At 60.8% G+C, this 13070-nt stretch carries 11 protein-coding genes; 5 read left to right on the top strand and 6 right to left on the bottom strand.

Annotated elements, in window-relative coordinates; all coding sequences use genetic code 11:
* Positions 1-410: 410 nt before the first annotated feature.
* Both JQ624_RS20780 and JQ624_RS20775 read left to right on the top strand, forming a co-directional pair.
* Positions 411-1433: an alpha/beta hydrolase gene (locus JQ624_RS20780; RefSeq protein ID WP_212420781.1), complete on the top strand. Its 1023-nt coding sequence runs from the start codon at positions 411-413 to the stop codon at positions 1431-1433.
* Between the two features lie 353 nt (positions 1434-1786).
* Entirely contained in the window at positions 1787-2131 is a 345-nt protein-coding gene (locus JQ624_RS20775; RefSeq protein ID WP_212420780.1) for a hypothetical protein, read from the top strand.
* A 586-nt stretch (positions 2132-2717) separates the two neighbouring features.
* Here JQ624_RS20775 and fabA read toward each other — a convergent pair.
* The 3 genes from fabA to JQ624_RS20760 all read right to left on the bottom strand — a co-directional run bounded on the left by fabA (position 2718) and on the right by JQ624_RS20760 (position 6265).
* On the bottom strand, positions 2718-3248 hold the full coding sequence (gene fabA / locus JQ624_RS20770) for a bifunctional 3-hydroxydecanoyl-ACP dehydratase/trans-2-decenoyl-ACP isomerase (RefSeq protein ID WP_212420779.1): 531 nt from the start codon (positions 3246-3248) through the stop codon (positions 2718-2720).
* Between the two features lie 193 nt (positions 3249-3441).
* A complete protein-coding gene (lon, locus tag JQ624_RS20765) occupies positions 3442-5847 on the bottom strand; it encodes an endopeptidase La (RefSeq protein WP_212420778.1) in 2406 nt (801 codons plus the stop codon).
* 10 nt (positions 5848-5857) lie between these two features.
* Positions 5858-6265 carry an Hsp20/alpha crystallin family protein gene (locus tag JQ624_RS20760; protein WP_212420777.1) on the bottom strand — a complete coding sequence of 136 codons (408 nt, stop codon included), beginning with the start codon at positions 6263-6265 and terminating at the stop codon, positions 5858-5860.
* A gap of 442 nt (positions 6266-6707) precedes the next feature.
* Here JQ624_RS20760 and JQ624_RS20755 point away from each other — a divergent pair, with 442 nt between their 5' ends.
* Positions 6708-7166 carry a host attachment protein gene (locus tag JQ624_RS20755; RefSeq protein ID WP_212420776.1) on the top strand — a complete coding sequence of 153 codons (459 nt, stop codon included), beginning with the start codon at positions 6708-6710 and terminating at the stop codon, positions 7164-7166.
* A 280-nt stretch (positions 7167-7446) separates the two neighbouring features.
* Positions 7447-8115: a universal stress protein gene (locus tag JQ624_RS20750; protein ID WP_312014458.1), complete on the top strand. Its 669-nt coding sequence runs from the start codon at positions 7447-7449 to the stop codon at positions 8113-8115.
* A 316-nt stretch (positions 8116-8431) separates the two neighbouring features.
* Here the strand turns inward: JQ624_RS20750 and groL are convergent, their stop codons facing one another.
* Positions 8432-10054: a chaperonin GroEL gene (gene groL, locus JQ624_RS20745; protein WP_212420774.1), complete on the bottom strand. Its 1623-nt coding sequence runs from the start codon at positions 10052-10054 to the stop codon at positions 8432-8434.
* 98 nt (positions 10055-10152) lie between these two features.
* Positions 10153-10695 (bottom strand): Hsp20/alpha crystallin family protein, encoded by a 543-nt coding sequence (locus JQ624_RS20740; RefSeq protein ID WP_212420773.1) that lies wholly within the window; start codon positions 10693-10695, stop codon positions 10153-10155.
* 343 nt (positions 10696-11038) lie between these two features.
* Here JQ624_RS20740 and JQ624_RS20735 point away from each other — a divergent pair, with 343 nt between their 5' ends.
* Entirely contained in the window at positions 11039-12019 is a 981-nt protein-coding gene (locus JQ624_RS20735; RefSeq protein WP_312014457.1) for a ribose-phosphate diphosphokinase, read from the top strand.
* A 27-nt stretch (positions 12020-12046) separates the two neighbouring features.
* Here JQ624_RS20735 and JQ624_RS20730 read toward each other — a convergent pair whose 3' ends face one another.
* Complete coding sequence (locus JQ624_RS20730) at positions 12047-13015, bottom strand: hypothetical protein (RefSeq protein WP_212420772.1); 969 nt, start codon at positions 13013-13015, stop codon at positions 12047-12049.
* Positions 13016-13070 lie beyond the last annotated feature (55 nt).

Below are 13070 nucleotides of genomic sequence, written 5' to 3'. Positions count from 1 at the left end.
GTCTGTGTTGTGGCGCCGATCTAACGCAGGCGATACGCGTCAAATGCGTGAGCCAGGAACACGCCGATGCTGACGAAGACGAGGAATGCCGTCACGACCTCGGTCATAGCTTTCCTCCCTGTATTATCATGCCGGAAAGGGCACGCTTGAGAAACTCGTGGTAGAAGAGGTTGAGCACTGATATCAACATGATCTCACCCCGTTTGTTCCGATTGGCGCCACCGTAGCCGCTGTTTGTTTCCGGAGCGCTTCGCGGCAGGCAAAAATGGTTTCGTAGCGCCAGCCCGGGATCACGGAATCGCGACGGAACTGGAACAATCGATTGTCATCGTCTGCCCTCTTCTCGCCATGCTAGTTCAGGAGACCTGCGGGCGCGCGCTCTGCGAAGGCCGTATTCCCAAAGGTCCGGTGTGATCGTCCAACATCTACTGCAAAATGAGACTCTTGCGTCCCGCCGCGCGTTGCTGCGCGGGATTGTGTCTTCCGCCAGCGTGCTTGCGCTCGGCGGTTGCGCCAGTCTGGGCGCGACGGGCGCGCGTTACGATGCTTCGTCGCTTACCGCAGAACCGACATTGCTCGTCACAACCACGCGCAAGCCGGTGAACGGCGGGCGAACGAAACCCTGGTTCGGGCCGGAGCGCGCGACAAGGATGACCGTCGCCCGGGCGAAGCTGGTGCCGCCCGACGAGAGCCGCTTCTCGCTCGCTGCAGCCGGTATTGGCGACTGGCGTCTCGATGCGGTCGAGCCGGTGTCGGGAGAGGTCAGCGATCTTCTCGCGCAGGGTGGCGGCGGAGGCGACGTCCTGATCTACGTCCACGGTTTCAAACAGACATTCGAGACGGCGGTGCTCGATGCCGCGCATCTCGCCGATGGCATCAAATTCCGCGGCCAGACGATGGTCTTCTCCTGGCCGTCCAAGGCGGGGCTGTTCGATTACGCCTACGATCGCGAGAGCGCGATGTGGTCCCGCGATGACTTCGAACGCGTGCTCCAATCCGTCGTCACTACTCCCGGCGCCGGCCGGGTTCACATCGTTGCGCACAGCATGGGCACCATGCTGACGCTCGAAAGCCTGCGCCAACTCTACGCGCGATCCGGTGACAGCACTGCGGACAAGATCGGGGCAGTGGTGTTCGCCTCGCCTGATATCGACATGGACGTGTTCTCGTCGGCGGTTGTCCGCATCGGTCCGCTCGGCCGCAAGATCACCGTCGTCGCCGCGACGAACGACCGCGCGCTGGCGCTGTCGGCGCGAATAGCCGGCGGGATGACACGGGTCGGCGCCGCCGAGAAGGCCGCCATCGAGCGGCTCGGAGTGCGCGTCATCGACGCGTCCGACGCAGGCTGGGGCGTCATCAACCACGATTTGTTCCTGTCCAATGCGGAGGTGCGGCGGGTGATACGCCGTTCGATCGATACCTCAGCCGCGTAAAGCGGCGGCGCTGGACGATCCCGGATCGGGGCAGTCCAGCCCGAGCTGTGTGCATCAGTTATCGCTGGACGAGATCAGGATCAGCAACAGCCTGTCGCCGATCCAGCGGCGGCCGTCGCAATGTCACCACGCCGTCACCCATAATCTCGCCAAATTGACGGAACACTTATTCGTTGCCGGCACGATGGTGCCCGGTCTCGCCTCGAACTGCTCAACGCTCGAACTGCTCAACGTCCGCAACGCCGACCGGTTGTCGGCGCGCGACGCTTTGCGACTCGATCGGGGAGATACGGGCGACGCCGGGCGCTTGCCGGCGATCCGAATTATTCAGTTGTTACAGAGGAATGAGAGTCATGCGTCAAGCAACATCGAAGGCCGCGGCAGGTTCGAGCGCGAACCGCCGACAGGTGCTGTCACTCGCGGCGGGCATCGCCTTGCTCGCGGGCGTCACCACGGCTCACGCGCAGAGCACGGGTATCGCCGCCTGTGACGACTTCCTGACCAAATACGATGCCTGCGTCGTCTCCAAGGTCCCCGAGGCACAGCGCGCGATGTACAAGACGCAGATCGACCAGACGCGCAAGGCGTGGGTCGACCTGGCCAAGAATCCGTCGGCGAAGGCGACCATGGAAGCAACCTGCAAGCAGACCTTGGATGCGACGAAGGCCTCACTCACGGCGTATGGCTGCTCGTTCTGATCGGCGCGCGCCGCTGAAAAGGACTGGCACCGGAGGTAGGCGCCATTCCTTGACGGGCGGCCGGGCGAGACGGGGGAGCGGTCGACGATGCCGGCGGGGCGCTCTTCCGGAACTTTGGCCGAAACAACGTGTGCACCGCCGGCGCGCGATTCACAATCAAGCGGCGCGTATTCAAGGCGCGGTCTGCAAACTTCTCTTTATGCCGATTAACCACTTGTTAACCATAACGCCCCAGCATTGCTCCTCTATAGAGTCGCCACGGGCGTTAGTCCGAAGGCGCGATTGATCGTTCATCTTGGGGGCGGGCAGAGGCTCGCGGGGCTCCAAGGAGTAACGTCATGTCGTCATCTGGCGCACGACACCACACGAGTCTGCTTTCCGAGTTCGTCCCGGCGATCTTCGGCGCACTTGGTTTGGGTGTTCCGATTGCGGTTGCGATCATCTGGATTTGTTCCTGATCGGTATGCCGCTTGTCTTCCGACGGCGCTCGTTTGCGAGGGTCGGGTCACGGTCGATGAAGATCGGCGCTGTTCGTTCGCAGCGTTCCCATGTTGACGCAGCACTGCGCGGGGCAGGCTACCGCATCTCAGATCGCGGACGCTATCATTCCGACCCTCATATCCTTGGCGAGATATACGCATGCGCCGTCGGCAAACACGCTGCCGTCAGCAATTCCAACAGCCAGTTTGCCGCGCCTGACCTGGCGCATATTGACCTCGTAGCGCACGCCCTTGATGTCTGGTTTTATGTCTCCCCGGAACTTGACCTCGCCGACGCCAACGGCGCGGCCCTTGCCCGGTGAGCCCGACCAGCCAAGCCAATAGCCGATGATTTGCCACATGGCGTCCAGACCCAGACATCCCGGCATCACGGGATCGCCGAGAAAGTGACAGTCGAAAAACCACAGGCTCGGCGCGATATCCAGCTCAGCAACTACACGGCCCTTGCCGAATTCGCCGCCGTCCAGGCTGATCTCGGTGATACGGTCGATCATCAGCATGGGCGGGGCCGGCAACTGGGCATTGCCCGGGCCGAAATAGCCGCCTTCGCTCGATTTGAGCAGATCTTGTCTTGTGTAGGACGATTGCGGAGTGTGAAAGTCTTTTGGGTTGGACAAGACAATTTCCTTCCTAGCGAAAGTACGTGAGGAATTCCGTTGTATCGAGTGACTTCGCGATCGAGATCTTCGCCGTTCTTTCCGGGTTTTGCTTCACGACGTACATGTCGATGAGCTTTGCGGCAGAGAGGAAACGCTCCACCGTCGCTCCGATAGCCCTGGTTCAACCGTCGGATCGTGCTTGAGGTGCGTCTCATTCCGCGGCGGCGGTAGCGGTGCTGGATGTTCCCTCCAGGACCGCGGCGATCGCGTCATCCACCCGCTCCAGCCAGACGAAGTCCAGTCTGTCGCGGGCTCCCTGCGGTATCTCGTCAAAGTCCCGCCGATTGCGTGCCGGCAGCATGACGCGGGTCAAACCCGCAGCAGCGGCGGCGACGACCTTTTCCTTGATGCCGCCGACCGGCAGCACCAGGCCCCGCAGCGAAATCTCGCCGGTCATGGCAGTGTCGCTTCTCACGGTGCGATCCGTAAGCAGCGAGGCGAGGGCGGTAAACATCGCGACACCCGCGCTCGGCCCGTCTTTCGGCGTGGCGCCGGCCGGGACATGGACGTGGATGTCGCTCTTCTCGAACACCGAGGGATCGATACCGAGTTGAGATGCGCGGCTCTTCACCAGGGTCAGGGCAGCCTGCGCGCTCTCGCGCATCACCTCGCCGAGCTGACCGGTCAGGATCAGCGCTCCCTTTCCGGGCGTGCGGGAGGCTTCGATAAAGAGGATATCGCCGCCGACTGGCGTCCAGGCGAGCCCCGTCGCCACGCCGGGGATACTGGTGCGCATGGCGATCTCGTTTTCGAACCGGGGTTGGCCAAGAAGAGATGCGATATCTTTCGCGGCGAGACAAACCCGCTTTGTGCTGCCTTCCGCGATCTGGACGGCCACGTTGCGGAACGCCTTGCCAATCTCTCGCTCCAGGTTACGCACGCCTGCCTCGCGGGTATAGCTCCTGATGATGAGCCGCAGGGCATCCGCATCTATCTCAGCCTGTTCCGCCTTCAGTCCATTGGCTTCGAGCTGGCGCCGGACCAAATAGCGCCGGGCGATTTCCAGCTTCTCATCTTCGGTATATCCGGCGAGACTGATGATCTCCATCCGATCCAATAGCGGGCCGGGGACGGTATCGAGCATATTGGCGGTGGCCACGAACACGACGCGCGAGAGATCGAAGGGGACGCCGAGATAATTGTCGCGGAAGGTCGCGTTCTGCTCGGGATCGAGCACCTCAAGCATCGCGGCAGAGGGATCGCCCTGAATTCCGCGCCCCATCTTGTCGATCTCGTCGAGCATCATCACGCAATTGCGCGAGCCCGCCTTCTTGATCGCTTGTATGATATTGCCGGGCAGGGCGCCGATGTAAGTGCGCCGGTGGCCGCGGATTTCCGCCTCGTCATGGACGCCACCCAGGCTGACCCGCACGAACGGTCGCCCCATCGCGCGCGCAATGGATTGTCCCAACGACGTCTTGCCGACACCGGGCGGACCGACGAAACAGAGAATAGGCGCCTTGCCCTGCGGCGCCAGCTTTCGGACGGCCAGATATTCGATGATCCGGCTCTTGATCTTCTCAAGACCATAATGATCCTCATCGAGGATTCGCCTTGCCTCGGCAATGTCGATCGGTTTCTCCTCCGGCAGGCTCCAGGGCAGCTCAATCAGCCAGTCGAGATAGCTTCGGACCATGCCAGCCTCGGCAGCCGCCTCCGGCATGCGCTCATAGCGGCGGACTTCCTTTCGCGCCTGGCTTTCCGCTTCGGGCGGCATGCCGGCCTTGGCGATGGCCTCGTTCAGCTCGGCCACCTCCTGCGCCTTGCCGTCGCCCTCCCCAAGTTGGCGCTGAATAGTCGCCATCTGCTCGCGAAGGATCGCTTCCCGCTGGCGCTCGTCGAAAGTCGCCTTTGTCTGCTGTCCGATCTCATGGCTGAGCCGAAGCACCTCGATACGCTCGGCCAGATGGCGCGAAACTTTATCCATGCGGAGCGCGAGATCGATCGTCTCCAGGATTTCCTGCTTCTCCTGCGGCTTGATGTCCATGTAGGACGTTGCAAGGTCGGCCAGGTTTGAGGGAGAAGTGGTGCCTTGTAGTACGGAGATCAATTCCTGCGGAGCCTGCGGAAGCAGTTCTGCAGCTTCAATCGCCTGCCGCTGCAAGTTCAAAAAGCGGGCCTCTATCTCCGGCGAACTGGTCGAGGGCTCGGGTATGTGAAGAACGCGCGCTGCCAGAAACGGAGCGCCTGGAAGGTAGTCGAGCACCCGCATGCGCTGCACGCCCTGACAGATGACATGATGACTGTCATCGGGCCCGGTGATGTAGCGCACGATATTGGCGATGGTGCCGACGCGGTACAAATCGTCAGGTCCGGGTTCACTCAACTCGGCATCGCGTTGGAGCAGAATGCCGATCTGCCGCTGTTCGCGCACTGCCTGTTGCGCCGCAGCGATCGATTTCGGCCGCCCTATGGTGATGGGGATGACCACGCCTGGAAACAGGACAGTATTGCGCACCGGCACAATAATGAGAGCGTCGCCCGGAATCTGAATCGATAGATCAGGCGACGAGGCAGGAGCGGGACCCGATGCGGGTGCTTCATTGTCCGGTGACATGGCCGTCTCCTCAGCTGGACTTGGCGAGCCGCAAGCCGACGCAACCGTTCGCGGCGAAGCGGCTTATGGCGTAGCGTCCCGACGGTAGGGCAATGCGACGCTCGAACCGGCCTTGCGGCAGTTCGAGGCGGAGGATGCGCGCGTCCCGGAGTTCCGCAGGCAACGCGCGGCGACCCCTCACCACGAGCACTCCCTTGTCGAGTATCGCTTCGACCTCGTTGGGGTCGACCCCCGGCAGGGCGATGAAGATGAGTATCTCCCGCTCCGTCTCCAGCACGTCGATGGGAGGCTCCCAGCATGGCTCGCGGGTTCCGGCCAACGGCTGAAGATTCAGGAATTGCTGGTGCAAGCGCTCCGCCCGGGCGAGCGTATCGATGGCATCGGAAAGCATCCAGTTGATGGGATCCTTCGGCGGCATTGCGTTTCTCCGTCACATCGATCCGACAGGAAGTTACCGATGTTGGCTTCAACCGTAAACTGGGTAGTCGGAGTGGAACAGATTGGCTCAGGAGAACCTCCGTGATCCACAATTCAAGGAACGCGCTACGACGCCCATGCATAGACGATGGTCAGAAAATGCAAATTGATCCAGAGCAAGTTAAGGCGTCTGAAGCCGATTAGAAGATTGTGACGTTTGCCTCTGCGCCTACCGGGTCACTCCAAGTGTAGACCTCGGCCTACCGGAGAGAAGGACATCACGCCTGATCAACCATCGCGAAGACAAAAGATCGCAGTCGCCATCACGGCCGCCGCCCTCGTTTCGGTTGTGCTGCAATGGTGTGGGTATCACATATCCGTTCGACGTGTGGGCTGGAGGCGAGTAGGCAGATGCGATGTAGCAAAACTGCCAGGAGGACGACATGAAGAACAACCTCAAAATTCCGCACAATGCATTGGTGTTTGTCGGCGATGGCCGGAAGGCCTTGTTCCTGCGAAATGATGGCGACGCGATATCTCCGAATCTCAGGATCGAGAAGGTCTTTGAGGAGGAAAATCCGCCGACTCATGAGCAGGGCAGCGACCGGCCAGGGCACCTGAGCGAGGCCGGACCAGGAGGCCGCCGAAGCGCTGTCGAACCGACCGATTGGCATGACATCGAAGAGCACCGCTTCGCGCAAAGGGTCGCCGCGGCCATGGAACATATGGTTCGGACAACCAAGGCGAAGGCTCTCATCGTGGTGGCTCCACCAAGAACGCTTGCTGATCTGCGGAACGCATTCCATTCCGATGTGAAGGCATGCCTTGTTGCCGAGATAAACAAGGACCTGACGAAACTTCCAGTCGGAGAAATTGAAAATCACCTTGTGGGAGATATCTGAAGGGTGGTTGCGTGCGCCTTTCGGCGCGCCACCGCAATTCAAGGCGACATAAGGTTTGATTTGGGTCAAAAGGACCTGCGCCAAGGCGTGGTCGTAATAGCGGCATACTATGAAATGAGGAGCCGCCATGTCCTATGCAACGCTGCTGGTCTACGTCAACGCCGACCACGTTTCCAAGCAACTGATTGGCGTCGCGGCGGGTCTGGCTGATAAATTCTCAGCCAAGCTGATCGGCTTGTCCGCCCTTGCGATTATCCCGCCCTTCGTCGCCGAAGGTGTCGTGATCGTCGACAACGCGACGGAATTCGATATCGCGAAGATGAAGGCCGCACTTGCGGAGGCTGGAAGCAAATTCGGAGCTGCCGCCGGTGCCGGTCGGAAAACCGAGTGGCGATCGGCAATCGAGTTTCCGACCCAGACTCTGATCAGCGAAGCGCGCTGTGCCGATTTGATCCTGGTCGAAAAAAGCAAAGCCGGAGGCGATATTTACCGAAACGTCGATGCCGGAGCCGCTATTCTGGGAGCGGGACGTCCGTTTCTGGTAGTGCCGGCGGCAGTGAAATCCCTTGCCGCCGACCACGTCTTGATTGGATGGAAAGATACGCGGGAGGCGCGACGTGCTGTCCAGGACGCGTTGCCGTTTCTCCACGAGGCGAAGCGCGTCACCGTCATGGAAATTTGTGGGAAGGATGAGATGGATATCGCGCGCCATCATCTCGCTGACGTCGTCCGCTATCTGGCGCAGCACAGGATAAAGGCCGAATCTCGGGTCGAGATCCAGGCGCACGGCTCTGGTGCGGATCAGATCATCGGGCTGGCCGAAGACGAAGGGGCCGATCTGCTGGTCACAGGCGCTTACGGTCATAGCCGGCTCAACGAATGGGTCTTTGGCGGGATGACCCGCGATCTGCTGACCTCGAGCCCGATCTGTTGCCTGATGTCCCACTGAGGCAACGAGTTGCGAGGGCACATGCTATACTCAGATCGACGGAATATCTCGGAATCAGCATCGCCTCCACGGAAAAGGCGCACCCCTCCCTCTGAACAGACCGACGAAGCCACGGGCCTGATCGAAAAGGAACAGGTCGACGTCGAACGCGAGATCCCCGCAGAGCACGACGAGTCGATCGAACAAATCGAGCGCAGTGACAGGCCGGACCCGCCGCTGTTCGAAGACTGAGAGATTCCGAGCTGCGGAACGAGCAGTGCTCTTAACGCTGCTGCCTGATGACGACGACCGCTCTGGACCTGCGTGCTTACGCAGGTCACATTGCCATCTCCGGCTCGGCCGGCCGTTCTCGCTTCGTCTCCGGAATTTCCGTCATCGTTGCTTCGGTGAGCAGCAGCACGCTGGCAACCGAGACCGCGTTTTCCAATGCGGTACGGACCACCTTCGCAGGATCGACGATGCCGGCCTCGACCAGATCGACATATTCCTTGCGCGCGGCATCGAACCCAAAATTGCCCTGGCTCGCAAGCATTCGCGCAACGACCACGCCGCCGTCTACGGCGGAATTCTCCGCGATCTGCCGCGCCGGCGCCTCGAGTGCTCGCTTCAGTATCTGAATGCCGGTCTTCTCGTCACCTTCGCAGACGTTTTCCTCACGAACGACTGCTTCGATACATCTCAGCAGCGCAAGTCCACCGCCCGGCACAATTCCCTCGGCCACCGCGGCCTTGGTGGAACTGATGGCGTCATCCAGCGCCTCCTTCTTTGCCTTCATCTCTGCCTCGGTTGGAGCTCCGACGCGGATCACCGCAACACCGCCAGCGAGCTTTGCCAGCCGCTCCTCCAGTTTCTCACGATCATAATCGCTGGTCGTCTTTTCAATTTCGCGCCGGATTTGCTGTATCCGGCCGTCGATACGCGCGCGATCGCCGCCGCTGCCTATCAGCGTCGTATTCTCCTTGTCCGCGACCACGCGGGCGGCACGCCCGAGCTGCTGCAACGTGACGCTCTCGAGCTTCAATCCGACTTCTTCAGAGATCACCTGTGCGCCGGTCAATATCGCAATGTCTTCCAGCATTGCCTTGCGCCGATCTCCGAAGCCGGGGGCCTTGACCGCGCAGCCCTTCAGGACTCCCCGAAGCTGGTTGACGATGAGGGTCGCAAGTGCTTCCCCTTCGATATCCTCCGCAATGATCAGTAATGAACGGCCCGACTTGGCGACTTGCTCGAGCACCGGGATCAGGTCGCGCAACGCCCCGATTTTGTGGTCACAAAGCAGCACAAATGGATCTTCCAGCACGGATTCCATGCGCTCTGCGTCGGTGACGAAGTAGGGCGATATGAAGCCACGGTCGAATTTCATGCCCTCGACGACGTCCAGCGTGGTCTCCGTGGTCTTGGATTCTTCGACCGAAATCACGCCGTCGCCGCCGACCTTTTCGATCGCGTCGGCGACCAGGGCGCCTATCGAAGCATCATTGTGAGCCGAAATAGTTGCGACCTGCGCCTTCTCCGCTTTGGTCTTTACCGGGCGGGACATGGTATGCAGCGCCGCGATCGCAACCCGCGCCGCCCGGTCCAGCCCGCGCTTGAGATCAATCGCGCTGGCGCCGGCCACGACGTTACGCACGCCGTCGGCGAGGATTGCATGGGCGAGGATGGTTGAGGTGCTGGTGCCGTCGCCGACAACGTCCCCGGTTCTTTCTGCGGCCTGGCGAAGCACCTGGGCACCGAGGTTTTCTTCGGGATCCTTGAGATCGAACTCCTTGGCGATCGTCACCCCGTCATTACAGACGATCGGCGCGCCCCAGCTCTTTTGAATCAGGACTGATTTCGACTTCGGTCCCAGCGTGACGCGCACCGCATCGGCAAGAAGCGTTGCCCCCCGCAGAATTTTTTCGCGGGCGGCTGAATGAAACAGAATCTGCTTATGTGCCATTCGCCGCTTCTCCCAGGAGCCGTCCTATAAATTGAGCGTGCAAATCCGGCAACGCGGTCCCACCGATAGAGCGTGAAGCCGCGAAGCCAGCAGTTCGGTTACTTCACGCTTACGGGGATCGTTTTCTGCTTTTTCTGCGCTTCTGGCGATTTCGGCAGGGTCACGGTCAGAATGCCGCTCTTGAAGCTGGCTTCGATCCTGTCGGCGTCGACACTGGCAGGTACCTGCAGCGAGCGGCGGAAGGAACCATAGCGACGTTCGGATACGTAGCGGTCCTTGGCCTTCTCTTCCTTTTCTTCCTGCTTTTCGCCCTTGATCGTCAGCACATTGTCGGACAGCTGAAGGTCGATGTTCTTGACATCGAGACCCGGCAGCTCGGCCGTCACTTCGAAAGCTTTGTCTTTCTCGACGATATCGATGGCCGGTGTGACGTCGAGGCCGAAGTCACGGCGCCAGAACGGCTCGATATCCAGGAGCGAACGGTACGAGGGGGCCCGCAGGAATCCGGTCTGGAAGTCATGAAACAGCCGGTCGACCTGATTGCGCAACGCTTCGAAGGGTTGCCAGTCCGAGGCTTTGGTGAGTTGCGGCGCCGAAGTCGTTTCGGTCTTGATGGGTAACTTGATGGCAGGTTCCGCCATGACAAATACTCCTTTGAGATTGCCGACGTTAGAAGCTATTCCCCATGCAGGCGGCCTCTTTGATCTCTATCAAACAAAAGAATTCAAAATTTGCGGCCTGCCCACGTCACATTGAGGCAAAATTCACGACGGTGGTTGCGCCGGGTACCCGCTCGCCGAGTCGCAGCATGCGCAGTCCGGTTTGTTGACCCAAGTCAAAAATTGCATCCGTTTTGATGGTCTAGTACGCACTGCCCCCGCGAAAAGCGGCCTTCGGGCGATAATTTGATCGCGCTTATCATTTTAGGAAGGGCGCGCCGTGACAGAAAATCATATATGGTTGCCTACCGCTGTCGGACCAGTCGTGAGCAGCCGTCTCCGGCTCTTTGCGTTGAAGGGCACCGACAGTCTCGGCCGTGACGTCAGCAGACTGCTTGCGCACCCTCTCAGCGCCCATGAAGAGCGGGATTTCGAAGATGGCGAGCACAAGGCGAGGCCACTTGATCCCGTCGGCGGCGCCGACGTCTACGTGATCCATAGCCTTCATGGCGGCCCCGACCAAAGCGCTAACGACAAGCTTTGCCGGTTGCTGTTCTTTATCGGTGCTCTGAAAGACGCCGGCGCCCGGCGTGTCACCGCTGTTGCGCCGTATCTCTGTTATGCGCGTAAAGACCGCCGTACCAAGCCGAACGATCCGGTGACGACGCGTTACGTCGCCGCACTTTTCGAAGCGTCTGGCTGCGACGCCGTGGTTACGCTCGAGGTACACAACGAGGCCGCCTTTGAGAACGCATTTCGCTGCCGTGCCGTGGCGCTGACAGCTGCGCCATTGCTGATCGGTCAGATCAAGGCAACCGGTGACGAACCTCTTTGCGTCATCTCGCCGGATTTGGGAGGTGGCAAGCGAGCGGACCTGCTGCGGGAAGCATTGGAAAAGGTCATGGGCCGTCGGATCGGCAAGGCTTTTGCCGAAAAGCACCGTAGTGCCGGGGTTGTTTCGGGCGACCTGTTCGTAGGCGAAGTTGGCGGGGCCACCTGCATTATCGTCGACGATCTGATTAGCACAGGCGGCACGCTGGTGCGGGCGGCGCGGGCTGCGCGAGCCCGTGGCGCCCGACGCGTTCTGGCCTGCGTTGCACACGGATTATTCATGCCAGGGGCCGAGACGGCACTTGCTGATCCGGCCATCGACCGCGTCATTGCCACCGACTCCGTTCCGGCATTTCGACTGCCGGCTGGTCCGGTGCGCGACAAGCTCGATATCGTACCGGCCGCGCCGTTACTGGCGGAGACCATCCGTCGGCTGCATGAAGACAAGGCGCTTACCGATCTCCTGGTTTTTTGAAGTGCGTTGAGAGCGGGTACTGCGAGTTCAGTACTTGCCGCTCTTTCTGGTGGCTTGCCCGAGCTTCCAGCGGCTCCCGAGAACTCGTTCGAGACGCGCCGCATCGGCTGCGGCGAGGACGAGATAGACGCGGGCCAGGCGGGGCCATTTCTCGGGCGTGCGAGGATTTACATCGAGTAGATGAGCGATCGCCAAGCGCGCGCGCAGCATCGCACGATGGCTCCGATAGAACAGGAAAAGCCCGCTGGAGGGGTCGTCATCCAAGGCGTGCGCCAGATGCCGCCTGATCCGCTCGGCCGCCCAGAGGCCGCCGAGGCGTTCGCATTCCAGATGCAGGAAGGCGATTTCATCGAGAGGGTCGAGCGCCCGCAGCTTTGGATCGAATTCCAGACAGTCGATGATCGTGACGGATTTGCGGAGCCAAATATGTTCGGGGCGCAGGTCCCCATGTGCGTCGACAAAACGCCGCGCGCGAATCCTCCCAAGCAACAGGGCGGAGCGCCTGGCGGCAAATTGGCGCTGCACCTGTGCGATCCGCTCCACAGTACCATGAGGAAGGCCGAGGCGACGGTTGAACAGGACGCGGCAATTGTCAGCCAAGGCCCTTTGCCATCCGATAACATAGTGCTCGGGACTAAGGGGGACGCGAGGCGCGTGCGCGTAGAACGCACCGAGCGTCGCCGAGAGCCGATCAATCTGCAAGGGCTGCAGCCAGCCTCCGTGCAAAGCAGCTTCAAGCGTCTCGTTCTCTTCAAGCCGCCGCATGACCACAAGCCAATCGACGACAGGGCCGTCGCCCGAGATCGCGAGGCCGGACGTCGAAAGCGTAAGTGGAACCACGCCCAGATAGACATCCGGAGCAAGACGCCGGTTCAGCAGATACTCTGCCCGACAGGCAGCGGCGCGCCGATCCAGCGTTGAAAAATCGAGATAGGCAAAGCGAACAGGTTTCTTCAGCTTGTAAACGCGTTCGCCTGCCATGAAGACCCAGGACATATGGGTTTCACGCGCGACCACCCGTTCGGGGGCGCATGAATGCGTCGCTGAATGG

This window comes from Bradyrhizobium sp. AUGA SZCCT0283, assembly GCF_018130385.1.
In the GTDB taxonomy this organism is placed as follows: Bacteria; Pseudomonadota; Alphaproteobacteria; order Rhizobiales; family Xanthobacteraceae; genus Bradyrhizobium.
The sequence above is the reverse complement of the archived record's forward strand: the minus strand, read 5'-3'. Positions and strand labels throughout refer to the sequence as shown.

What these genes read in the sequence shown, in the direction of transcription:
- JQ624_RS20775 (WP_212420780.1), top strand. Translation starts at nt 1,787, where the DNA reads ATGCGTCAAGCAACATCGAAGGCCGCGGCAGGTTCGAGCGCGAACCGC.
- lon (WP_212420778.1), bottom strand. Translation starts at nt 5,847, where the DNA reads ATGTCACCGGACAATGAAGCACCCGCATCGGGTCCCGCTCCTGCCTCG.
- JQ624_RS20760 (WP_212420777.1), bottom strand. Translation starts at nt 6,265, where the DNA reads ATGCCGCCGAAGGATCCCATCAACTGGATGCTTTCCGATGCCATCGAT.
- groL (WP_212420774.1), bottom strand. Translation starts at nt 10,054, where the DNA reads ATGGCACATAAGCAGATTCTGTTTCATTCAGCCGCCCGCGAAAAAATT.
- JQ624_RS20755 (WP_212420776.1), top strand. Translation starts at nt 6,708, where the DNA reads ATGAAGAACAACCTCAAAATTCCGCACAATGCATTGGTGTTTGTCGGC.
- JQ624_RS20740 (WP_212420773.1), bottom strand. Translation starts at nt 10,695, where the DNA reads ATGGCGGAACCTGCCATCAAGTTACCCATCAAGACCGAAACGACTTCG.
- JQ624_RS20730 (WP_212420772.1), bottom strand. Translation starts at nt 13,015, where the DNA reads ATGTCCTGGGTCTTCATGGCAGGCGAACGCGTTTACAAGCTGAAGAAA.